The organism is Kaistia granuli DSM 23481, assembly GCF_000380505.1.
Lineage (GTDB): Bacteria > Pseudomonadota > Alphaproteobacteria > Rhizobiales > Kaistiaceae > Kaistia > Kaistia granuli.
Genome location: NZ_AQYH01000001.1, coordinates 107,384 through 130,042, shown reverse-complemented (window position 1 = coordinate 130,042; position 22,659 = coordinate 107,384). Strand labels below are relative to the sequence as shown.

The window sequence follows — 22,659 nt, the reverse complement described above, 5'->3', positions numbered from 1 at the left end:
CTGTCCGCGTCGCCTATCCGGCCGGTCTGACGGGTACATCCCAGATCTCCCCGGCATATTCCGCGATGGTGCGGTCCGAGGAAAACCAGCCGACCCGAGCCGTGTTAAGGAGGCTCGCTTTCCACCATGCTGCTCTGTCCAGCCACAGGGCGTCAACGTCTCGTTGCGCGGCATAGTAAGAATCGAAGTCGGCGGTCACGAGGAAGTAGTCGTGATGGCGCAGCGCCGTGGTCAGGGCTGCGAAGCGCGCCGGCTCGCCGGGCGAGAAGATGCCCGTCTCGATCGCCTCCAGAACGTCGGCCAGCATCCGCGATTTCGCGATCGTCTCCTGCGCGTCGATGCCGGCGCGGCGACGCGCAGCGACCTCGTCGGTGGTCAGGCCGAAGATGAAGATGTTGTCGTCGCCGACGCGCTCCTTGATCTCGACATTGGCGCCGTCGAGCGTGCCGATGGTGAGCGCGCCGTTCAGCGCCAGCTTCATGTTGCCGGTGCCCGACGCTTCCATGCCGGCGGTCGAGATCTGCTCCGAGAGGTCGGCGGCCGGGATAATCATCTCCGCCAGGCTGACATTGTAGTTCGGCAGAAACACAACCTTCAGAAGATCGCGCACCGTCGGGTCGCTGTTCACCACCTGCGCCACGTCATTGGCGAGCTTGATGATCAGCTTGGCCTGATGGTAGCTCGCCGCCGCCTTACCGGCGAAGATCTTGACGCGCGGCACCCATTCCTTGTGCGGCTGGGCGCGCATCGCCTGATAGAGCGCGATCGTCTCCAGTATGTTGAGCAGCTGGCGCTTATATTCGTGGATGCGCTTGATCTGCACGTCGAACAGCGCGTTCGGATTGACGCGGATGTCGAGCCGGTCCCGGATCAGCTTGGCCAGCGCCACCTTGTTGGCGCGGCGGACGGCGCCAAACTGCTCATGCAGGCCGGTGTCGCCGACACGCGGCTCGAGCTTGGACAGCACCTCGGCATTGTCGAGGATCGCCGGTCCGCAGGTATCGACCAGAATGCGGGTCAGGCCGGGATTGGCCTCGTGCAGCCAGCGGCGGAAGGTGATGCCGTTGGTCTTGTTGTTGAGCCGGTTGGGATAGACCCGGTCGAGATCATGGAAGATCGTCTTCTGGATAAGCTCGGAATGCAGCGCCGAGACGCCGTTGATCGAGTGCGAGCCGATGAAGGCGAGATGGCCCATGCGAACGCGGCGGCCATTGTTCTCGTCGATCAGCGACACCGAGGAGAAGAAGCCGTCATCCGCGCCCTGGAGCTTCTTCGCCTTCTCGAGATGGATCGCGTTGATCAGGTAGATGATCTGCATCTGGCGCGGCAGCAGCCGCTCCAGAAGCGGCACCGGCCAGGTCTCCAGCGCCTCGGGCAATAGGGTGTGGTTGGTGTAGCCGAGCGTGCGGGTGGTGATGTCCCAGGCTTCCTCCCACGGGATTTCGCGCAGGTCGACGAGGATGCGCATCAGCTCGGCGACGCTGATCGCCGGATGAGTGTCGTTCAGCTGGATCGCCACCTTGTCCGGCAGCGAGCGGATGTCGCCATAGGTGCGGGTGTGGCGATGGATCAGGTCCTGCAGCGAGGCGGAGACAAAGAAATACTCCTGCCGAAGGCGCAATTCCTGGCCGGCCGCGCTCTCGTCGCTCGGATAGAGGATCTTCGAGATCGCCTCGGCCCGCACCTGCTCGACCAGCGCGCCGATGTGATCGCCGGAATTGAAGGCGTCGAGGCGGAGCGGATCGACGGCGCGCGCCGACCAGAGGCGGAGCGTGTTGACATGACGACCGCGCCAGCCGGGGATCGGCGTGTCGTAGGGCACAGCCTCGATCGTCTCGGAAGGATGCCAGACATAGCGGGTGACGCCGGAAGGCGTCATCATCGCCTCGACCGTGCCGCCGAACTGGATGTCGTAGACGACTTCGGGCCGCTCGAACTGCCAGGGGTTGCCGAAGGAGAGCCAGGTCTCCGGATATTCCTGCTGCCAGCCGTTCTTCACCACCTGGCGGAACAGGCCGTGGTCATAGCGGATGCCGTAGCCATAGGCCGGGATCGACAGCGAGGCCATACTGTCCATGAAGCAGGCGGCGAGGCGGCCGAGGCCGCCATTGCCGAGCGCTGCGTCCGGTTCGACGGTGCGCAGCCGCTCCATGTCGACGCCGAGATCCCCCAGAGCGGCGCGAAAACTCTCGGTCAGGCCGAGATTGTTCATCGCGTCGAACAGAAGCCGGCCAATCAGGAATTCGAGCGACAGATAGTAGACGCGCTTGCGGCTCTCGGCATAGGTCGCCTTGGACGAGGCGATCCACGGATCGACCATGCGGTCGCGCACGGCGAGCGCGGTGGCGACGAACCAGTCGCGGTCGCTGGCAGTGACGGCGTTCTTGCCGACGGCGTAGGTCAGCTTGGCATTGATCGCGTCGCGCGCGGCGGCGACATCGTCAGCGGAGACGGGCGCCGCCGACGGGCGCGCCGGCTTGCCGATCTTGCCATCCCCGACCCTGGCTTCTGCACCCTTGGCATCCTCGATCTTGGCATCCCCGCTCGGTGTCGGCTTGACGGCATCATGCATCGAAATGGCCTTGTCCTGGCTCGCCGCGCGTTCTTCCGTCCCCGGCCCCACGGCGATCGCTCGGGCCGGCTCCTGATCCATGCAACAAAGATGCCGGAGCGTCAGCGGATCGCGGACCGGGTCCGGAACCGCCCAACGCGGCGCTTCATCACGAAGGCACCTTATGCCACAGAGCGTTTCGATACGACGACAGCCTATTTTTTCGGCGATCCGGCGCGCCCTCGCGCGCGGCCACAGAGGCAAGCGGCCGGCCGGACTTTGACGACCGGCCGGCCGCTCGATCAGGCAACCTCCGCAAGAGTGCCGAAACGATCGAGTACCTCGGCAAGCGGCAGATGCCCGCGACACGCTCCCGACCCGGCCGGCTGCTCGCCGGCTTCGATGGCGGTCGCGAAGATCACCGCCGGATCCTGCTCGATGCGTCGCCTAAGCGCCGCCAGCCTCGGCCAGCGCGCCGGCGTGTCGACCTCGTGAAACTCCAGCCAGCGGGCAACGCCCACCAGCACGCCGTCGGCAAGGCTCGGACGGTCTCCCACCAGGAAGGCCGTATCGCCGACGATGCCCTCCAGCGCGTCATGGCGCTCGATGACGGCCGCCCGGCCCCAGCGGCGCAGTGAATTCTGCAGGAGGGGATCCGGCGGATCCATCTCGAGCGCCGACCAGAGAGGGGAGAAGGCACCCGTGAAACCGGTATTCAGGAACGCCATGAGCTGGTGCATGCGGTCCGCTTCCGGTGAGCCGGGATCGAAGCTGATGCGGCGCTCCGGATCCCGCGCCTCCAGCCAGGCGGCGATCGCCATGGTCTCGGTCAGCGGGCGGCCCGCCTCCGTGATGAAGGCCGGTGTCTCGTGCCGGGCATTGATGCGAGCATAGGCAGGGTCGCGCATCTCGCCGAGCATGTCGACGCGGCAGAGCCGGTATGGGCGCCCGAGCCACTCAAGCGCGGCCACGAGGCCCATGGAACTACCCAGCGGGTAGCCATAGATAAGGATCGGTTCCAAGTTTCATCTCCGTAGTCGAGAATGGATCGCCGCGCAGCGAAACTGGAACTTAGGCGATGCTCCGCCGGAGTAAATTACGCACATTTTTGTAACCATCGGCGGCACAGGACCGTGCGTTTCGGGAGTCTGACGAATGAAGGATCTGGTTTCCACCTGCCCGATCGAGGACGTTATGCGCGTGCTCGGCGGTCGTTGGCCGACGCTTCTGCTCTATTATCTCAAGGATGGCACAAAGCGCTTCAGCGACCTGCAGCGTGACAATCCGACCGTGTCGCAGCGGATCCTCACGCTTGAGCTGCGCAAGCTCGAAAGCGCGGGTCTCGTGCAAAGGACGGTGTTCGACGGTTATCCGCTGCGCGTCGAATATGCACTGACCGCAACGGGACGCGAGCTCTTCCCCATGGTCGACGCATTGGGGGACTGGTGGGAGCAGGTTGCGACCGCCCGAACAAGAGGCGATGCGCGCCCTACCCGCGATTCGGCGCGCGCGAAATCGGCGCCGTCCCCGACGAAGGGCGAACCCTCTTTCCCGCGAAACGGATCCGCCCGTCCGCTTCAGGTGGGGCGGGCGGCCAGCGGCCGCCCGATCGGCTGACGCCCGTCTCAGGCGTTGGCGAAGCTGTCGCGGAACAGCAGGTTCAGCTCGGCGACCAGCACCTCGCCCGGCTCGCCGGCCTGCAGCGCGACGTTGATGCGCTTCGCGGCCGCGTCCTGGAACGCCATGTAGCCGTTGTGGCGCGGGCGCAGCCAGGCGCCTTCCAGCGTCGGCCGTGTGTTCTCGTAGAAGCCGTGCGTCGGCGCGTTGACGGCCGGATCTTCCCAGGCGACCGCATGGCCGGGCTGACCACCATTCGAGGCGTAGATGCCGCGCTGGATGTCGGCGCTGGCGAGCCAGTACGCGAAGTCGATCGCCGCGTCGCGGTTTTCGGAATAGGCCGAGACCGCGATGCCGGTGCCGCCGAGCGCCGAGCCGACCGGGCCGTTGGTGCCGAGCACCGGCATGTCGGCGAAGGCGAGCCGGTTCGGGCGGAAGCCGTCCGTGGCGTAGCTGACATAGCCGTAGAGCAGCGGCGCGACGGCAATGGTCGAGCCTTCCGCCGCCAGCTTCTCGAAGACCTGGATTGGGTCGCTGTCGAAATCGGCCATGCCGTTCGCCGCGAGCTTGGCCAGAAGGTCATAGACGCGGACGCCGACGGTCGGATCGATCAGATCGCCGTCGCCGGAGACGTCGCAGGGACGGCCGAGATTGGCGGCGAGCGTATAGAAGCTCATCAGCGAATGCGGCGCGCGGAACGGCACCAGCGCCTTGCCCGCGCCAAGTGCCAGCACCTCGTCCCAGTTCGTCGGCGGCGTCTCGATCAGATCCGGCCGATAGGCCAGCACCGGCGTCGCCGCATCGATCGGGAAAGCCCACTGATGGCCCTGCCAGGCGTAGCTCTTGTAGGAAGCGCCGACGGAGCCGGCAGCCAGCGCCTCGCGGTCCGCCTCGCGGCCCGGCACGTCGAGCGGCGCCAGGCAGCCTTCCTTAGTGATCTGGCCGACATGCGGATGATCGATGACGATCATGTCATAGGCGCGCGCCAGTTCCTCGACCGGGAAGCTCTCGAAATCCTGCAGCGAGCGCTTGTCCCATTCGACCCGGACACCCGTCTCCTTCAGATAGAGTTCGGCGCAGGCGACGACCGGGTCGTAGCCGCGCGGATGGCTCCAGGTCATGCCCTTCAGCGTGATTGGCTTGGTCACTGTCTTTCTTCCCCCTCGGACAGGATCGCCCGCTTCGTTGCGCGGATCCTGGCTGGCAATGAACATCTCGGCCGGTGGAGCGGCCACCCCCGCGCCGCCCTCGCCTCTCCGTCCGGGAGGCGGGGCGAAAGCGCGGGTGCTAGAGGCCGAACTCGGCCCGGATCGCGTCGGTGTGCTCGCCGATGCGCGGCGCGGCGACCGAGTTGGGCGGCCGCTTGCCGTCGACGCGGATCGGCGACCGCGTGGTGACGACGCGGACATTGTCGGCCCGCTCGACCGTCTGCAGCATGTCGAGCGCGGTGAAGCCCTCGCTCTTCAGGAGCTCCGGCCATTCCAGCACCTTGGCGCACCAGATATCGGCCGGCTCGAGGATCGACAGCCAGTGGTCCGTCGTCTCGGTGGCGAGCTTGGCGGCGATCAGGCGCTTGATCGCGTCACGCTCCGAGAACCAGCTCTTCGGCTGATCGCGATAGGGTTCGAGCTCCGGCATGCTGAGCAGGTCGCCGAGCTTCGGCACCGGCATCATGGCGACGGCGAGGAAGCCGTCCTGCGTCGGATAGATGCCGTAGGGCGCCGAGAGATAGGCATGCGCGCTGCGGAAGCTGGCGCGCGTCGGCTTGCGGCCGCCATCGTTCAGGTGCGTCGTCAGCACCTCGAACTGGAAGTCGACCAGCGCCTCCATCAGGCTGGTCTCGACATGCGAACCCTTGCCCGAAATGCCGCGCCGGACCAGCGCCGCGAGGATGCCCTGGCAGAGGGCTGCGCCCGCCAGCATGTCGGCGATGGCGAGACCGAACGGCACCGGACCCTGGCCCTCGTCGCCGTTCAACCAGGTCACGCCGGAGCGCGCCTGCGCCAGCAGATCCTGGCCCGGCCGCGTCACCCACGGCCCCTCGTCGCCATAGCCGGTGATCGAGCCGTAGACGATGTCCGGATTGATCGCCTTCACCGTCTCGTAGCCAAGGCCGAGGCGGTCGATGACGCCGGGGCGGAAGTTCTGCATGACGACGTCGGCCTTGGCGAGCAGCGTCTTCAGGCTCTCCAGCTCGGCCGGGTTCTTCATGTCGACGGCAAAGCTCTCCTTGTTGCGATTGATCGCATGGAAGAGCGTCGAATCCCCGCCGATCTCGGTGTCGGTCAGATAGAGGCGGCGGCAGAGATCACCACCATCCGGGCGCTCAATCTTGATGACGCGCGCACCGAGATCGCGCAGCCGCAGCGCGCAATAGGGGCCGGACAGGAACTGGCTGAGATCGACGACGAGCAGGCCGTCGAGCGGCAAATCGGACTGGGACATACTGGACCTATTTCTTCTCGACCAGACCGGCAAAGGCGGCGGGATCGCGGTAGGCGACGGTCTGCAGATGCTCGCAATAGAGCACCAGCTCGCCCTCGCCCTTGTAGACTTCGTAGGAGGCGCGGATCAGGCCCATCTTCTCGTATTTCGGCCGCTTATCCAGATTGGTGCGGACCGTGTAGATGGTGTCGCCGATGAAGACCGGCTTGATGAAGCGCAGCTTGTCATAGCCATAGGAAAAGGCGTTGACGCAGTTGGTCGCGACCAGGCCGAGGCCGGCCGAGAAGACGAAGGCGCCCGCCACCAGCCGGCGGCCGAACACACCCTCGCTCTCGGCGAACATCTGGTCCTGCACATAGGGATGGATGTCGGTGACGAGGGTGTTGAAGAGGTGGGATTCACCCTCGCCGATGGTGCGGCGGAGCGAGCGGATCTTCTGGCCGACCGGCCAATCCTCATAGAGCCAGTTCTCGGCGTTCCAGACCGGCAGGTCGGCATGATCCTTGGGCATGTCCTTCGGATGCGTCGATTCCACACCGACGGTCGGCGCAAATGTCTGGGCTGCCATGGCTCATCCTCCCTCAATACAGCATTCATATATCAATCATTCGCTCATCCACAAATCAAGTTTCGATCTGCCAGACGCATTGATTGATTTGATCAGGCCGCCTATTCGGGCAGCTGCGGCACCAGCGTCGCCGGTGCGGCGGCGGATCGGAACGCCGCCTCGACCAGCGCCATCGTATGCCAGGCGTCCTCGACCGCGGTGACGAGGGTAGCGTCCTCGCCGGCCGCCACGCGCTGCAGGTTTGACATCACGCCGGCGAAAGCGTGCGGGAACCAGCCGCCGGCGAGCGGCACCTGTTGCCATTCGGCGTCCGCCCCGCGGCCCGCGGTGATCCAGAGCTCGTCCGGCTCCCCCGCCGGATAGTTCAGGAGCAGGCCGAGCTTGACCGACGCCGCGCCCTGATCGCCCTCGAAGCGGAACGTCGCGTCCTGGAACCGGCGGCCGAAATCATGGTCGTGGTTGATCGACAGCGTGCAGCGGACATCGGGCGCGAAATCGAGCATCGCCGTGGTGCGGGTCTGCGCCAGCTCGTTGCCCGGATGACCGAGCGTGCGGGCATGCACGCCGGTCGGGTTGCCGAGCATCCCGCGGATCAGGTCGAGATAGTGGATCGAGTGGACGGCTATCTCGACCCGCTCCATGCCCTTCAGGAACGGGAACAGATGCCAGGGCGTGACGAGGTTCAGGTGCATCTCGACATCGACCAGCCGACCGAGCAGTCCCCGTTCCAGGGCGTCGCGAACGGCCAGCATCATCGGCGAGAAGCGGAGCTGGAAATTGACGGCCGCCGTGAACTGGCGCTCGCGGCAGAGCTTCAGGATCGTGGTCGCCTCGTCGAGGTCGCGCCCCATCGGCTTCTGGATCAGCACCGTCGCGCCCTTGGGCAGGCGGCGCAGGATTTCGAGATGTGCCACGGGCGGTGTCGCCAGGTCGAACACGCCGTCCCGCACCGCCACCGCCTCGTCGAGCGTGCGGAAGAACGGCACGCTCCACTGCTCGGCCAGCGCCTTGGCGCGTCCGACGTAGCGATCGAAGATGCCGGCGACCGGGAAACCGGCCAGCGCATAGGCCGGCAGATGGGCGTCATTGACGATGCCGCCGGCGCCGATGATGACGATCGGGCGCGGCGCCGTCGGAAGCGGCCAGGCCTGGGCAAGCGATGCGGGATCGAAGGACGTCATGCAGAACCTCGGTTGGATCGGTCCGGGGCGTGCCCCGGACTTTTGTGCGGATGGAACGTGACGGCGCAGCCTCAGTCGGTGTGGAAGACTTCTTCCATCTCGGCCCACCACTCGCCTTCCTTGCGGCTTTCCAGCGGCTCCTGCATCGGCCCGCAGACCTTCCACCAGTCCTGCGTCGTCGGATCCGCCGCCATCTTGGCGCTGTCGGCGGCGAAATCGGTGCCGTGATATTCGAAATAGGCGAAGAGGAGGTTTTCCGGCTCCTTCAGGAAGATCGAGTAGTTCCGAATGTTGCAGTCGGCGATCTTGGCCAGCACGCCGGGCCAGACGGCCGCGTGCAGGCGCTTGTATTCGGCGATGTCGGCCGGCTTCAGCCCGATGACCGATCCCATGCGCTGCATGACATTTGCTCCCGTTCGATTTCTGTAAGGCTCTTGCCGCGGTTTTCTTGCCGTCATCCCAACGAAGGTGGGGATCCGTTCAGCATCCGGCGGCAAGCGGCTGCATGGATCCCGGGTGTCCGCTTCGCCCGGGATGACGACCCAGTACTGGAAATCAATCCAGCCGGTAGATCCGCTCGGCGTTGCGGTGCAGCAGCTTCGCCTTCTCGTCGTCGCTGGCACCCCGGATGATCTCGTGCGTCGCCGCGACCCAGCGGCCGAGATCGGCCGTCAGCGTGCAGACCGGCCAGTCCGAGCCCCAGACGACGCGGTCCCAGCCGAAGGCGCCGATCGTGTGCTCGACGAAGGGGCGGAGATCGTCGACCGTCCAGTTGACGGGATCGCCATAGGCGATGACGCCCGACACCTTGGCGGCGACGTTCGGCAATTCGGCGATCGCCGACATGTTGGCGCGCCAGGGCTCGAAGGCCTTGTCCTTGACGTTCGGCACGCCGCAATGGTCGACCACGAACTGCACGTCCGGCGCCGCCTTGGCGATCGCAAGGGCGATAGGGATCTGGTGCGGCAGCACGCAGAAGTCGAAATTCAGCTTGTGCGCCGCGAGCCGCTTGATGTTCTCGGCGAAGATCGGCCGCTGGCCGAGCTCGTCCGACGACTGGTGCAGGATGCGGCGCAGGCCCTTCACCTTCGGGTTGGCGGCGAGACGCTCGAGCTGGCCGGCAAACTCGGCGCTCTCCGGCCGGCAGGCGGCGATGGCGCCGATGACGCCCCGGCCGAGGCCAGTGACGAATTCGGTCTCGGCCTCGATATCCTTCTCGGCGACATCGACCTCCATGTGGATCATGTCGGTGATGCCGGCGGCCCTCGCCTGCGGAAGGTAGTCATCGAGGGTGAAATTGCGGTTGAGCGCCGGTGCGCCGCCGAGCCATGGATAGGAGAACCGCTCCTGATAGACCAGGTGCAAGTGGGTATCGATCATCCGCATGGCATCTCTCTCCCTCGGACCGGATCGCCGTCCGGCTCATTCATATGCGAGCGCATCATTCACAGTGTACGGGGACTGGCAAGCGTCGACTTGCCTCGCCTGGTCGCTCAATCCTCGGCGCCGCCGCGCCCCACGACATGCGACAGGTCGCGGCTGGCGGCGATCAGGATCGCCAGCGCCTCCTGCAGATCGGGGACGTTCGGCCGGTCGATCCGGGGCAGGAACGGACAGGTCAACGCGGCCAGCGCCGTATCGTTGGCGCCCAGCACCGGCACCGACAGATTGTAGACCGATTGCGACTGCGCGCTCGGCGTCGATTCATAGCCACGCCGACGGATCTGGATGAGGCGCTCGTCGAGATTGTCGGGACGCGACTTGTCCTCGTCTTGCTCCTCGCGTTCGGCCTCCATCATCACGCGCTCTTCCGGCGTCGCGAAGGCGAGCAGCACATGGCCCGAACCAGTGTTGTACAGACTGACCCGCGCGCCGACACGAATCGAATAACTCCAATAACTTGGCGCATCCATCTGGGCGACGACGACGATCCGGCCGCGGTCGTAGACGGCGAGATGGCAGGCCTGCTCCGAATCGCGCGAGAACTGCCGCATCACCGGCAGCGCCTGGCTGACGAGCCGGCGGACGGGGGCATGTTGATGCGCCAGCGCGAACAGCCGGAGCGTCAGCTCATAGCGATCGCCATGCACGCGGGCGACATAGCTGCGCCGTACCAGACGGTCGAGCATGCGGTAAATCTCGTTCGGCGAACGATTGAGCGCCTTGGCGATCTCCGCCTGGGTCATGCTCTCGTCGGTGGCGGCGAGCAGCTCGAGAATGTCCAGCCCCTTGTCGAGGGCGGGCGCCCGGTACCGGTCATTGGCGTCATCAGTCATGCAGTGGCTCCCCCCGGCCCACCTCCGGGCTGTGACAAGTTAGACATTGACTCGATCCAGTCAATTTAGCTTATATACGAATACTCCATTCAGTGGTGGAGAATGTGGCGTCCTTGAATCAGTGCGGTTCGGGCGCTCTCTGGGAGGAATCAGACACATGAATTTTGTGCGCGGCATCCAGGCCGCTCTTTTTTCGTGCGCGGCCCTTGGCGCGCTGACCGCTGTCGCCTCGGCTGAAGACGCTGCCAACTGGGGTTCGTTCCCCGGCTACACCCTGAAGGTGAAGCTCGTCGGCGGCACCCAGTACGAGAAGCTCTACACGCGCATTCCCGAATGGGAGAAGGCGACGGGCGCCAAGGTCGAGATCGTCTCGTCCAAGAACCATTTCGAGCTAGACCGCGAGATCAAGCAGGACATCGCGTCCGGCACGATCACCTGGTGCGTCGGCTCCAACCACACCAGCTTCGCGCCGCAATACGGCGACCTTTATGTCGACCTGAAGACGCTGATCCCTCAGGCGACGCTGGACGAATTCGTCCCCGGCACGCTCGCCGCCTCGATGGTCGACGGCCGTCTCGTGCAGCTGCCGCGCGTCACCGACGTGTCGAACCTGTACTACCTCAAGGACCTGTACGAGAACGCCGACAACAAGGCGAAGTACAAGGAGAAGTTCGGCACCGAGCTCGCTCCGCCGACCACCTATGACGAGCTGAAGCAGCAGGTCATCTTCTTCGCCAGCCCGCCGAACCTGTACGGCACCGCTTTTGCCGGCAAGGACGAGGGCATGACCGGCCGGTTCATGGAAATCGTGCGCGCCAATGGCGGCGACATGTTCGACGAGAACTGGAACCCGATCTTCAACTCGCAGGCCGGCATCGACGCCCTGCAGTGGTTCATCGACATCTACAACGCCAAGGCCGTTCCGGCCGGCACGGTGAACTATACCTGGGACGACATCGGCCAGGCGTTTGCCGCCGGCACGCTGGCGGTCGACCTCGACTGGCCGGGCTTCGCAGCTTTCTACAACGACCCGGCCAAGTCCAAGGTCGCCGGCAAGGTCGGTTTCGCCCTGTCGCCGCTCGGCACCGCCGGCAAGCGCGGCGGCTGGTCCGGCTCCCACTCCTTCTCCGTCACCGAAGCCTGTGACAACAAGGAGGCCGCCGCCAGCCTCGTCAACTTCCTGACCGACTACGACTCCGCCATGATGGAAGCCCGCGCCGGCAATCTGCCGACCCGCACCAAGGCCTTCACCGACGTCGTCGAGGAATTCAAGAAGAGCGACACGCCGTACATGGCCGAGATGTTCGCGGTCTGGGGCCAGTCGCTCGCCGACGCCCGCACGCCGCCGCTCGTTCCGCAGTGGATCGAAGTGTCGAACGTGATCTGGCCCGAGCTGCAGGCCGCCATCGTCGGCCAGAAGACGGCGAAGGAAGCCCTCGACACCGCCGCCAAGAAGGCGACGCAGATCATGGAGGACGCCGGCGTCCTCCAGTAGGACCCGCGCCTCCCGCGACAAGCAATGTCCTCACCCGTTCGCGGGTGAGGATCGGGTGAGGGTCTCGCGCCATCGATGCCGGATGCCCTCGCCCAGCCCTCTTCCGCCATCGGGAGGGGAGACGGATAGCCCTCGCTGTCCCAGCCAATCAACGGCTCACGGAATCCCTTCATGCGTTTCTTCCGAAGCCGGCTTTCGCCTCCGATCCTGCTCCTGATGCCGGCCTTCGTCATCATCGCGCTGGTGGTGGCGGTGCCGCTCCTCTTCTCGCTCTATACGAGCTTCACCGGCTATCGCCTGGTCAAGCCGGACTCGCTCTGGCAGTGGGTCGGCCTGCGCAACTACCAGCGCCTGCTTTCCGACGTCGACTTCTGGTGGGCCTTCGGCCGCACCTTGGTCTTCCTGACGGTCGCGCTCAATCTGGAACTGGTTCTCGGCCTCTGCATCGCGCTCCTGATCGACAAGCTGACCGCCGGCCAGCGCGTCATCCGCACGATCATGATGTTCCCGATGATGTTCTCGCCGATCCTCGTCGGTTTCCAGTTCAAGTACATCTTCAACGACAATGTCGGCCTGGTGAACAACGCCATCCAGTCGCTCGGCTGGTCGGATGTCACCATTCCCTGGCTCGTCAATCCGGTCACCGCCAACCTCGCCATCCTGATGGCAGAGGTCTGGATGTCGACGCCGATCTTCGCGATCCTGCTGCTGGCGGGCCTGATGGCCATGCCGCGCGATCCGATCGAGGCGGCCAAGGTCGACGGCTGCAATCCGTGGCAGGTGTTCCGCCACATCACGCTGCCCTACCTGATGCCCTTCGTCTACATCGCCATGGCGATCCGCTCGCTCGACGTCGCGCGCGCCTATGACATGGTCAAGATCATGACCAATGGCGGCCCGGCGGGACGCACCGAACTGCTGTGGACGCTGATCGCCCGCACCGGCTACCAGGACGCCCGCATGGGCATGGCCAACGCCATGTCCTACGCCTCGATCCTGCTGTCGGTCTATTTCACCGTCTATTTCTTCCGGAAGCTCGCCGCCGCGCGACGCACCATGGGCGGAGTCGCTTAAATGGAACGCTCCTGGCAACGCTGGCTCATCCGCTTCGCCGTCTTCATCGTCATGGCGATCATCTGCATTCCGGGCCTCTGGATCGTGATGACGGCCTTCCGCGACAATGTCGAGGTGATGGCCCGTCCCCCGGTCTGGATCCCCGAACGCTGGACGCTCGACAATTTCCGCGCCATCCTCGGCATGTCCGAGAGCCAGCAGGGCATCCCGGTCGCCCGCTACTTCCTGAACTCGGTCATCATCTCGGTGACGAGCACGGTTCTGGCGGTGCTGATCGGCATGATGGGCGGCTATGCCTTCGCCCGCTACCGCTTCAAGGGCAAGAACGTCGCCTTCCTCTGGCTGATGCTGTCGCGCACCGTGCCGGGCATCTCGCTGTCGCTGCCGGTCTTCATGATCTGGAGCCGCGTCGGGCTGATCGACACTGATTTCGGCGTCATCCTGGTCTATCTGGCGCTCAACATCCCGTTCACGATCTGGCTGATCGACGGCTTCTTCCGGCAGATCCCGCTGTCGCTCTCGGAAGCGGCGCAGGTCGACGGCTGCACGCGCTGGCAGGCGTTCTGGAAGATCGAGTTCCCGCTCGCGAAGTCCGGCATCGCCTCCGCCGGCATCTTCGCCTTCCTCACCTCGTGGAACGAATTCGCCCTCGCCTCCCAGCTCACCCGGACCACGGCGTCGAAGACGCTGCCGGTCGGGCTGATGGATTTCACCGCACAGTTCACGGTCGACTGGACCGGCATGTGCGCCATGGCCGTGATCATCATCGTGCCGGCGCTCATCCTGACCTTCATCGTGCAGAAACATCTGATCGCCGGTCTCACCTTCGGCGGCGTCAAAGGATAATTCGATATGGCAGAGGTCAGACTCGAAAAGCTCGTCAAGAGCTACGGCAATGTCGGCGTCGTCCACGGCATCGATTTGACGATCGCGCATAATGAATTCGTCGTGCTGGTCGGCCCGTCCGGCTGCGGCAAGTCGACGACGCTGCGCATGATCGCCGGTCTCGAGGACATCACCGGCGGCACCATCTCGATCGGCGACCGGGTGGTCAACGACCTGCCGCCGCGCGCCCGCAACATCTCGATGGTGTTCCAGAACTACGCGCTCTACCCCCACATGACGGTCAAGGAGAACCTCGGTTTCTCCTTGAAGATCGCCAAGCAGGACGAGGCGACCATCGAGAAGCGCGTCGCCGAGGCGGCCGAGATCCTCGGCCTGACGCCGCTGCTCGCCCGCACGCCGGGCGAACTCTCCGGCGGCCAGCGCCAGCGCGTCGCCATGGGCCGCGCCATCGTGCGTCACCCGGACGTCTTCCTGTTCGACGAGCCGCTCTCCAACCTCGACGCCAAGCTGCGCGGCCAGATGCGCGTCGAGATCAAGAAGCTGCACCAGAAGGTGAAGACGACAATCGTCTACGTGACGCACGACCAGGTCGAGGCGATGACACTCGCCGACCGCATCGTCATCATGAAGGACGGCCATATCGAGCAGGTCGGCACGCCGGCCGAGGTGTTCGAGCAGCCGAAGAACACCTTCGTGGCCTCCTTCATCGGCTCGCCGCCGATGAACCTGCTCGACGCGACGGTGGCGACCGAGGCCGGCCGCAAGGTCGCCAGGCTCACTGACGGCGTGACGCTCGCGCTCCCTGCTCCGGCGGCGGAGAAGGTCACCGACGGCCAGGCCATCACCATCGGCTTCCGCGCCGAGGCGTTCTCGCCGGTCGGCTATGGCCTCTATGGCGACAATGAAGTGGCGACGATCGAACGCACGGTGATCCTGCCGGAGCCGCTTGGCACCGAAACCTTGCTTTACACCGAGCTCGGCGGCAAGGAAGTTCAGGGCAAGATGCTCAACCCGCGCTTCGTCAAGCCGGGCGAGCAGCTGACCTTCAATCTCGACCTCTCGCGCCTGCATGTCTTCGACAAGGCATCGGGCAAGAGCGTGCTGGTCTAAAAAGAGAGCCCCGGGGGAGAAAATGGCAAAGATCGTACGTGTCGAAGGCCTGATGGTCGACCTGAAGCCGAAGGTGAAGCGGGTCGACGCGATCCAGTCCTTCGTCAGCCAGGAAACGCCGATCATCCGCATCACCGATTCCGACGGCGTCGTCGGCACCGGCTACAGCTACACGATCGGCACCGGCGGTCCGGCGATCATGTCGCTGATCGAGAAGACGCTGGCGCCGGCCCTGATCGGCCGCGAGGCCGGCATGATCGAGCAGATCTGGCGCGACCTCCTGTTCATGACGCATGCGACCTCGGTCGGCGCCATCACCTCGCTGGCGCTCGCCGCCATCGACACGGCGCTCTGGGATCTGAAGGCGCGCAAGGCCGACCTGCCGGTCCACATCCTGGCCGGCGGCGCGCAGGAGAAGATCCGCCTCTACACCACCGAAGGCGGCTGGCTGCATCTGCCGGTCGAATCGATCATCGAGGATACGCTGCGGGCCAAGGAGAACGGCTTCGGCGGCGCCAAGATGAAGGTCGGCCGGCCGATCCACGAGGACGTCGCCCGCTTGACCGCTGTGCGCGACGCCGTTGGCCCCGGTTTCGAGCTGTTCACCGACGCCAACCAGGCCTTCTCGGTCGACGAGGCGATCCGCCGCGCGCGCCACTATGAGGCGGCCGATATCGGCTGGCTCGAGGAGCCGCTGACCGCCGATGATGTCGACGGCCACATCCGGCTCTGCGAATCGACCTCGATCCCGATCGCGGTCGGCGAGAGCCTCTATTCGAGCCTGCATTTCCGAGACTACCTGCAGCGCCGCGCCTGCTCGATCGTCCAGGTCGACGTCGCCCGCATCGGCGGCATCACGCCCTGGCTCAAGGTCGCGCACCTGGCCGAGACCTTCAACGTCGTCGTCTGCCCGCATTTCCTGATGGAACTGCATGTCGCGCTCTGCGCCGCCGTGCCGAATGCGCGCTGGGTCGAATACATCCCGCAATTGGACAGCCTGACGACAAAGGGCATGACGATCGCGGACGGATATGCCATTCCCAGCGCCGAGGCCGGACTCGGCATCGCGTGGGACTTCGACGCCATCGGCCGCCAGACGGTCGAGGGCTCGAATTTCCTGACCACATGATTTGACGACGAACTGAAGGGACTGACGACAATGGGCGGCAAGCTCGCAGGCAAGGTCGCGCTGGTCACGGCAGCGGCACAGGGTATCGGACGTGCGGTCGCCGAACAGGCCGCGGCTGAAGGCGCCATCGTCTGGGCGACCGACATCAACGAGACGGTGCTGGCCGAACTCGATGGCGTCCCGAACATCACCACACGCAAGCTGAACGTGCTGTCGAACGACGACGTCAAGGCGCTGATCGCCGAGATCGGCACCATCGACGTGCTGTTCAACTGCGCCGGCATCGTCCATGCCGGCACGCTGGAAGAGGCCACAGAAGCCGATCTCGACTTCGCCTACGATTTGAACGTCAAGTCGATGTGGCGCACGATCTCGGCAGCGCTTCCGGGCATGCTGGCGCAGAAGGACGGCTCGATTGTCAACGTCTGCTCCGTCGCCGGCTCGATCAAGGGCGTGCCGAACCGCTTCGCCTATGCCGTGACCAAGGCGGCGACCGTCGGCCTCACCAAGTCGATCGCGGCCGACTACGTCACCAAGGGCATCCGCTGCAATGGCATCTGCCCCGGCACGGTCGAGAGCCCGTCGCTGCAGCAGCGCCTGCGCGACCAGGGCGACTATGAGGCTGCCCGCAAGGCCTTCATCGCCCGCCAGCCGATCGGCCGCATCGGCCAGCCGAGCGAGATCGCCGACCTCGCCATCTACCTGGCGACCGCGACCTACACGACCGGCCAGATGCACATCATCGACGGCGGCTGGGTCAACTAAGACACTTACCCTGCCCTCTCCCGCACCTAGCCGATCGCTGCTGCTGCGGGCGAGGATTCTTCGACCGGCGGAGGCGGATATCCCTGCCCCCGCCGTCACCCCCGCGACAGCGGGGATCCACCAGCCGAGGCCCTATCCGTTCCCGCTTCGGCTGAAGGGATCCCGGGCCTTCGCCCCGGGATGACGCAGCAATTTCCGGCGCCCACGTTGCGACCGGCTGCCAAGGACCAGACCCATGATCGTCGAGCAGTTCTTCGAAGACTACGAGATCGGCTTCAGCCGCCACACCATGGGCCGCACGATCACGGAGGCCGACATCGTCATCCATGCCGGCCAGACCGGCGACTTCTTCCCGCACCACATGGACGCCGAATGGTGCGCGACGCAGGACTTCAAGCAGCGCGTCGCCCATGGCACGCTGATCCTCTCGGTCGCGGTCGGCATGACGGCGACGACGATCAACCCGCACGCCATGTCCTATGGCTACGACAAGGTGCGGTTCGTGAAGCCCGTCTTCATCAACGACACCATCACGGTCGAGGCGAAGATCGTCGACAAGCGCGATCACCCGAAGCGAGCAACCCACGGCATTGTTTCCGAACTGGTGACGGTGACGAAGCAGACTGGCGAGACGGTTCTGGCCTGCGAGCACATCTACCTGGTCGCCAGGAAACCGGCGACCGCCTGAGCCGCAACCGGACGCGCACAGCGCGGAACCAAGCTCCAGCTTCGACGTTGACCTTGCATGAGTTCGACATCATGGAGGAAGACGATGGAACATACGCACGTTTCCAACTCGCTGATCGGCGCCACCAAGGTTGATGGAACCGCAGTTTACAATACTGCGGGCGATCGCCTCGGCGATATTCATGACATAATGATCGACAAGCAGACCGGAAGGGTCGCTTATGCGATCATGTCCTTCGGCGGCTTCCTGGGCATGGGCGAGAAATACCATCCGCTGCCGTGGAACACCTTGAAGTACGACACCGCCCAGGGTGGCTATGTCGTCGGCCTGACCAAGGAGCAGCTCGAGGGCGGCCCCGCCTATGACGAGGGCGACGAGCCGGCCTGGGGCGACCGCGACTACGAGAAGCGCGTGCACGACTATTACGGCATGCCGCCCTACTGGATGATGTGATCCGGCATAGCGGCCGTTCACGAGAAAGGCCCCGGAGCAATCCGGGGCCTTTTGTCATTTCGGTAGCGCTCCCCCGTGGGAGAAACAAAGCAGGACGATCAGAGCGTGATCTGCAGCTTGACGTCGTTCGGGTTGGCGGAAGCGGCGCGCTCGAAAGCGGCGATCGAATCCTCGAAATCATAGACGCCTGTGATCAGCGGCTTCAGGTCGACCTTGCCAGAGGCGATCAGGGCGAGCGCGCGATCGAAGACGTTGGCATAGCGGAACACCGTCTCCATCTTCACCTCCTTGGCCGAGGCCGAGACGATGTCGAGGGCGATCGGCTCGACCGGCAGGCCGACGAAGACGATCGTGCCGCCGGGGCGGACAAAGTTGAAGATGCCGTCATAGGCACGCGGGCTGCCCGAGGCCTCGAAGACGATGTCGACACCCCAGTTCTCCGTCTCCGTGGCAATCTTCGCCTTCAGGTCGGTCTCGCGGACATTGACGGGAATGACGCCGTCATAGCGGCCGGCGATGGCAAGCTTCTCGTTGACGAGATCGGAAATGTAGACGCGGCTGCAGCCACCCGCGAGCGCTGCCAGCGCCACCATGATGCCGATCGGGCCGGCGCCGATGACCAGCGCCGTATCGCCGGGCACGATCTTCGCCTTGGTCGCCGCCTGCATGCCGATGGCGAAGGGCTCGACCATGGCCCCTTCGGCGAACGAGACATTATCGGGCAGCTTGTAGGTGAAGGATTCCGGGAAGACGACTTCCGGCGTCAGGCAGCCATGGACCGGCGGCGTTGCCCAGAAGGTGACGCTCGGATCGACATTGTAGATGCCGAGCTTCGAGGCCTTCGAGGTCAGGTCCGGGATGCCCGGCTCCATGCAGACGCGGTCGCCGACCTTCAGGGACTTCACCTCGGAACCGATCTCGACGACCGTGCCGGCGGCCTCGTGGCCGAGCACCATGGGCTCCTTGACGATGAACGGGCCGATGGCGCCATGCGTGTAGTAGTGCACGTCCGAGCCGCAGACGCCGACCGTGTGGATGGCGATGCGGACGTCGCGCGGGCCCACCTCCAGCGGCAGATCGATGTCACGGAGCGAGAGCTTCAGCTTTTCTTCGAGGACGAGGGCGCGCATGGCAGCAATCCAGATTGGCGTCGGGACTGCCGTTCTAGCCGAGGGGCGCCCCTCACGCTACGAGTCCGACGCCGCCGACCTCACACTTCTTTGCAAGCTGGCCCTACCCTTCCCCGTCCACGACCTGAAATCCGGCCCAGAACGGGTCGCGATCGTCGACGAAAATGGTGTTGTAGCCGGTGACGCGGGCCCAGCCCTCGATGGTCGGGACGATGGCCGGCAGCCGGCCGACCGTGGTGGTGCGGGCGACGCGGCCGGTGAAGGTCGAGCCGATGATGCTCTCATGCACGAAGGCCTCGCCCTCCTTGAGGCGGCCCGTCGCATGGAGTTGGGCGACGCGGGCCGAGGTGCCGGTGCCGCAGGGCGAGCGATCGATCGCCTTGTCGCCGTAGAAGACGGCGTTGCGCGCCGAGGAGCCGGCGTTCTTCGGCCTGCCGGTCCACAGCACATGGGTGAGCTTGTCCAGCGCCGGGTTTTCCGGATGTACGATGGCATGACGCGCATTGAAGGCGGCGCGCAGTTTTGGCGACAGGCGGACGATGTCGGACGGCTCCAAATTCGAGAGATCCGCATAGTTCGGCTGCGGCTCGACGATCGCATAGAAATTGCCGCCATAGGCGACGTCGACGGTGAGCGCGCCGATGCCGTCGACCACGACCTCGTAGCCGCGCCCGAGCAGGAAGGAGGGCACGTTGGTCAACGTCACGCTGTCGACATAGGGCCCGTTCTGGACATAGCGCGCCTCGACCAGGCCGGCCGGCGTCTCCAGCCGCAGCAGGCCGGGCGTCTTCGGCGTGACGAGACCGTGCTCGATGATCGTCGTCACCGTACCGATCGTGCCATGGCCACACATCGGCAGACAGCCCGAGGTCTCGATGAACAGGATCGCCACGTCGTAGTCGTCGCTCGACGGCGGATAGAGGATCGAGCCCGACATCATGTCGTGGCCGCGTGGCTCGAAGCAGAGCGATTTGCGGATCCAGTCGAACTCCGCCAGGAAATGCTGGCGCTTGTCGAACATGGTGGCGCCCTTCAGCACCGGGATCGAACCGCCGGTGACGACGCGGACCGGATTGCCGCAGGTGTGGCCGTCGATGCAGACGAAGGTATGCCGCGCCATGTTCCGTGCCTCTTGCTCAGTGCTTCTTGCCAAAACGTTGCGGAGAATAGGGGGCGAGATCGATCGGCGGCCGTCGATCGGCGATGAGCGCCGCAACCAGCTCTGCCGTCGCTGCGGCCTGGGTCAGGCCGTGATGGGCGTGGCCGAAGGCATAGACGACACGCGGATCGCCGCTCGCCGTCCCGATCACCGGCAGGGAATCCGGGATCGACGGGCGGAACCCCATCCAGCGGTCGCCACCGGTCAGGTCGGCCTCCGGCAGGAAGCGCCGCAACCGGCCGAGAATGGCGTCGACCCGCTTGAAATTCGGCGCCGCCTCGAGGCCGGCGAATTCGACGCTGCCGCCGACGCGGTCGCCGCTGTCGAGCGGCGTGGTGACGAAGCCCTCGCCTTCGAACATGACGGGGCGGGTCAGGCCGAGCCGGCCGGACGGCAGGGTGACGTTGTAGCCGCGCTCGGTATCGAGCGGGATCGCGTCGCCAAGCGCCGCCGCCAGCGGCTTCGACCAGGCGCCAGTGGCAATGACAACGCGGTCATAGAGCGCCAACGTGTCGAAGCTGGTGCGGATGGCGATCTCGCCGCCGCGACCGCTGACGCCGATGATCTCGAATTTGCGCAGATGGGCGCCGCGCTGCAGCGCCGCTTCGCCGAGCGCGCGGGTGAATTGGAGCGGATCGGAGACATGCCGGCCCGAGGGATAGAGCGCCCCGGCGACGGCGCGCGGACCAAGCGCCGGCTCGAGTGCCCTGAGCGAGCGCGCATCGAGCGTCTCGACCGGAATACCCAGCGCCCGCTGGCGCTCGATCAGCTCTCCGGCGGCGCGAAAGGCGCGTTCGTCCGCCCAGACGGAGAGCAGGCCCCTGTCGCGGAGATGGTTACCGAGGCCGAGCGAGGCGAGCCTCGTTTCCCAGGCCGCCAGCGCGCGTCCGTTCAGCGTCGCGATCGCCCGGATCGAGGCTTCGATGCGGGAGGGCTGGCTCGCCGCGACGAAACGGGCGAGCCAGGGCAGCAGGGCCGGCAGATAGGCCGGGCGGATCGCCAGCGGCCCGAGCGGATCGAAGGCCCAGCGCGGCAGGTTGCGCCAGACCTTCGGCGAGGCGAGCGGGAGGATGTCGAGATGGGCGATCCAGCCGGCATTGCCGGCCGACGTGCCCGCCGCGATCCCCTCGCGGTCGATCAGGTCGACCTCATGCCCTTCGTCGAGCAACGCATGCGCGGTCGCGACACCAACGATTCCGGCTCCGATGATGCCGACACGCATGCGTTCTCCCTCAGGCTGCCAGCGGCAACCCCACATCCGGAAGGTTCGGGCGCGTCGCCAGAGCCTTCTTCATGATCGCCTCGATCTCGGCCGTCTCGGCCGCATCGAGCCCGAGGCGCGGCGGACGGCAGAGATCCGTACCACGACCCGCGATCTTCTCGCACAGCTTGATCGCCTGGACGAGATCGGTGCGGGCGTCGAGATGCAGGAGCGGCATGTACCAGTCGTAGATCGCCATCGCTTCCTCGTAGCGGCCGGCCTTGGCCAGGCGGAACAAGGTCTCCCCTTCGCGCGGGAAGATGTTGGACATGCCGGAGACCCAGCCGACGGCGCCGAGCATGACGCATTCGAGCACGACGTCGTCGAGGCCGCAGAAGGGAATGAAGCGATCGCCCGTCATGTTGCGGACGTCGACGATGCGGCGCGTGTCGCCGGACGAGTCCTTGAAGGCGACGATCGTCTCGAACTCGGCCAGCTCCGCCAGCATGGCCGGGGTCACGTCGGTCCGGTAGGAGGGCGGATTGTTGTAGATCATGATCGGCAGATCGGTCGCCTTGGCGATCGTCGCGAAATGATCGCGCGTCTCGCGCGGCTTGGCCGGATAGACCATCGCCGGCATCACCATCAGCCCGTCAATGCCGGCCCGCGCCGCGTCGCGCGCATAATCCGAGCCGAAGGCGCTGGTATATTCGGCGACGCCCGAGATGACCGGCACCCGCCCCTTCGCTGTCGCCGTCGCCATTTCCAGCAGCGAGATCTTTTCGGCGCGCGTCAGGGCCGGATTCTCACCGACCGTGCCGCACATGACGAGGCCGGAGATACCGTCGCGGATCAACGCCTCGATGACCTTGGCGGTCGCCTCGAGATCGACCGAATAGTCGGCGCGCAACTGCGTCGTAACGGCGGGGAAAACGCCGCTCCAGTTCACCTTCGGGTTCGCCATCGCATCC

Annotated in this window: 22 protein-coding genes; 9 read left to right on the top strand and 13 right to left on the bottom strand. The window is 65.5% G+C overall.

All coding sequences use genetic code 11. The features are described 5' to 3' along the window. Nucleotides 1-13: 13 nt before the first annotated feature. Both G342_RS0100560 and G342_RS0100555 read right to left on the bottom strand, forming a co-directional pair. Nucleotides 14-2,572: a glycogen/starch/alpha-glucan phosphorylase gene (locus G342_RS0100560; protein ID WP_156830737.1), complete on the bottom strand. Its 2,559-nt coding sequence runs from the start codon at nucleotides 2,570-2,572 to the stop codon at nucleotides 14-16. 281 nt (nucleotides 2,573-2,853) lie between these two features. Further along, the gene (locus G342_RS0100555; RefSeq protein ID WP_018181146.1) at nucleotides 2,854-3,573 is read right to left on the bottom strand and encodes a glutathione S-transferase family protein; all 720 of its coding nucleotides are present in this window, start codon (nucleotides 3,571-3,573) and stop codon (nucleotides 2,854-2,856) included. A 133-nt stretch (nucleotides 3,574-3,706) separates the two neighbouring features. Here G342_RS0100555 and G342_RS26605 point away from each other — a divergent pair, with 133 nt between their 5' ends. Then, nucleotides 3,707-4,168, top strand: a complete 462-nt coding sequence (locus G342_RS26605; RefSeq protein ID WP_018181145.1) for a winged helix-turn-helix transcriptional regulator — start codon at nucleotides 3,707-3,709, stop codon at nucleotides 4,166-4,168. Nucleotides 4,169-4,176: 8 nt separating this feature from the next. Here the strand turns inward: G342_RS26605 and G342_RS0100545 are convergent, their stop codons facing one another. From G342_RS0100545 to G342_RS0100515, 7 genes are all read right to left on the bottom strand, one after another. After that, nucleotides 4,177-5,289, bottom strand: a complete 1,113-nt coding sequence (locus G342_RS0100545) for an extracellular solute-binding protein (RefSeq protein ID WP_040877968.1) — start codon at nucleotides 5,287-5,289, stop codon at nucleotides 4,177-4,179. Nucleotides 5,290-5,455: 166 nt separating this feature from the next. After that, complete coding sequence (locus tag G342_RS0100540; protein WP_018181143.1) at nucleotides 5,456-6,613, bottom strand: CaiB/BaiF CoA transferase family protein; 1,158 nt, start codon at nucleotides 6,611-6,613, stop codon at nucleotides 5,456-5,458. Nucleotides 6,614-6,620: 7 nt separating this feature from the next. Further along, on the bottom strand, nucleotides 6,621-7,181 hold the full coding sequence (locus tag G342_RS0100535; RefSeq protein ID WP_018181142.1) for a MaoC family dehydratase: 561 nt from the start codon (nucleotides 7,179-7,181) through the stop codon (nucleotides 6,621-6,623). Nucleotides 7,182-7,282: 101 nt separating this feature from the next. Continuing rightward, the gene (locus G342_RS0100530; protein ID WP_018181141.1) at nucleotides 7,283-8,362 is read right to left on the bottom strand and encodes a Gfo/Idh/MocA family protein; all 1,080 of its coding nucleotides are present in this window, start codon (nucleotides 8,360-8,362) and stop codon (nucleotides 7,283-7,285) included. A 71-nt stretch (nucleotides 8,363-8,433) separates the two neighbouring features. After that, the gene (locus G342_RS0100525) at nucleotides 8,434-8,763 is read right to left on the bottom strand and encodes an L-rhamnose mutarotase (protein ID WP_018181140.1); all 330 of its coding nucleotides are present in this window, start codon (nucleotides 8,761-8,763) and stop codon (nucleotides 8,434-8,436) included. A 154-nt stretch (nucleotides 8,764-8,917) separates the two neighbouring features. Continuing rightward, the gene (locus G342_RS0100520; RefSeq protein ID WP_018181139.1) at nucleotides 8,918-9,748 is read right to left on the bottom strand and encodes an amidohydrolase family protein; all 831 of its coding nucleotides are present in this window, start codon (nucleotides 9,746-9,748) and stop codon (nucleotides 8,918-8,920) included. Between the two features lie 107 nt (nucleotides 9,749-9,855). Beyond that, nucleotides 9,856-10,638, bottom strand: coding sequence for an IclR family transcriptional regulator (locus G342_RS0100515; RefSeq protein WP_018181138.1), 783 nt, complete (start codon nucleotides 10,636-10,638; stop codon nucleotides 9,856-9,858). 166 nt (nucleotides 10,639-10,804) lie between these two features. On the opposite strand from G342_RS0100515, the gene G342_RS0100510 reads away from it, so the two are divergent. The 8 genes from G342_RS0100510 (at nucleotide 10,805) to G342_RS0100475 (ending at nucleotide 18,198) form a co-directional block, all read left to right on the top strand. Further along, nucleotides 10,805-12,133: an extracellular solute-binding protein gene (locus tag G342_RS0100510; protein ID WP_026303973.1), complete on the top strand. Its 1,329-nt coding sequence runs from the start codon at nucleotides 10,805-10,807 to the stop codon at nucleotides 12,131-12,133. A 171-nt stretch (nucleotides 12,134-12,304) separates the two neighbouring features. Beyond that, nucleotides 12,305-13,207, top strand: a complete 903-nt coding sequence (locus tag G342_RS0100505) for a carbohydrate ABC transporter permease (RefSeq protein ID WP_018181136.1) — start codon at nucleotides 12,305-12,307, stop codon at nucleotides 13,205-13,207. After that, the gene (locus G342_RS0100500; protein ID WP_018181135.1) at nucleotides 13,208-14,053 is read left to right on the top strand and encodes a carbohydrate ABC transporter permease; all 846 of its coding nucleotides are present in this window, start codon (nucleotides 13,208-13,210) and stop codon (nucleotides 14,051-14,053) included. Between the two features lie 6 nt (nucleotides 14,054-14,059). Beyond that, a complete protein-coding gene (locus tag G342_RS0100495; protein WP_018181134.1) occupies nucleotides 14,060-15,163 on the top strand; it encodes an ABC transporter ATP-binding protein in 1,104 nt (367 codons plus the stop codon). A 22-nt stretch (nucleotides 15,164-15,185) separates the two neighbouring features. Continuing rightward, nucleotides 15,186-16,292 (top strand): mandelate racemase/muconate lactonizing enzyme family protein, encoded by a 1,107-nt coding sequence (locus tag G342_RS0100490; protein WP_018181133.1) that lies wholly within the window; start codon nucleotides 15,186-15,188, stop codon nucleotides 16,290-16,292. 30 nt (nucleotides 16,293-16,322) lie between these two features. Further along, complete coding sequence (locus G342_RS0100485) at nucleotides 16,323-17,057, top strand: SDR family oxidoreductase (protein ID WP_018181132.1); 735 nt, start codon at nucleotides 16,323-16,325, stop codon at nucleotides 17,055-17,057. A gap of 235 nt (nucleotides 17,058-17,292) precedes the next feature. Continuing rightward, nucleotides 17,293-17,745 (top strand): MaoC family dehydratase, encoded by a 453-nt coding sequence (locus G342_RS0100480; RefSeq protein WP_018181131.1) that lies wholly within the window; start codon nucleotides 17,293-17,295, stop codon nucleotides 17,743-17,745. Between the two features lie 84 nt (nucleotides 17,746-17,829). Beyond that, complete coding sequence (locus G342_RS0100475; RefSeq protein ID WP_018181130.1) at nucleotides 17,830-18,198, top strand: PRC-barrel domain-containing protein; 369 nt, start codon at nucleotides 17,830-17,832, stop codon at nucleotides 18,196-18,198. A gap of 98 nt (nucleotides 18,199-18,296) precedes the next feature. On the opposite strand, the gene G342_RS0100470 is transcribed toward G342_RS0100475, so the two are convergent. The 4 genes from G342_RS0100470 to G342_RS0100455 form a co-directional block, all read right to left on the bottom strand. Then, a complete protein-coding gene (locus tag G342_RS0100470) occupies nucleotides 18,297-19,328 on the bottom strand; it encodes an NAD(P)-dependent alcohol dehydrogenase (protein ID WP_018181129.1) in 1,032 nt (343 codons plus the stop codon). 103 nt (nucleotides 19,329-19,431) lie between these two features. Next, nucleotides 19,432-20,448 (bottom strand): 4-hydroxyproline epimerase, encoded by a 1,017-nt coding sequence (locus tag G342_RS0100465; RefSeq protein ID WP_018181128.1) that lies wholly within the window; start codon nucleotides 20,446-20,448, stop codon nucleotides 19,432-19,434. Between the two features lie 16 nt (nucleotides 20,449-20,464). Continuing rightward, nucleotides 20,465-21,709 carry an NAD(P)/FAD-dependent oxidoreductase gene (locus G342_RS0100460; protein ID WP_018181127.1) on the bottom strand — a complete coding sequence of 415 codons (1,245 nt, stop codon included), beginning with the start codon at nucleotides 21,707-21,709 and terminating at the stop codon, nucleotides 20,465-20,467. A 10-nt stretch (nucleotides 21,710-21,719) separates the two neighbouring features. Further along, nucleotides 21,720-22,652: a dihydrodipicolinate synthase family protein gene (locus G342_RS0100455; RefSeq protein ID WP_018181126.1), complete on the bottom strand. Its 933-nt coding sequence runs from the start codon at nucleotides 22,650-22,652 to the stop codon at nucleotides 21,720-21,722. Between the last annotated feature and the right edge of the window lie 7 nt (nucleotides 22,653-22,659).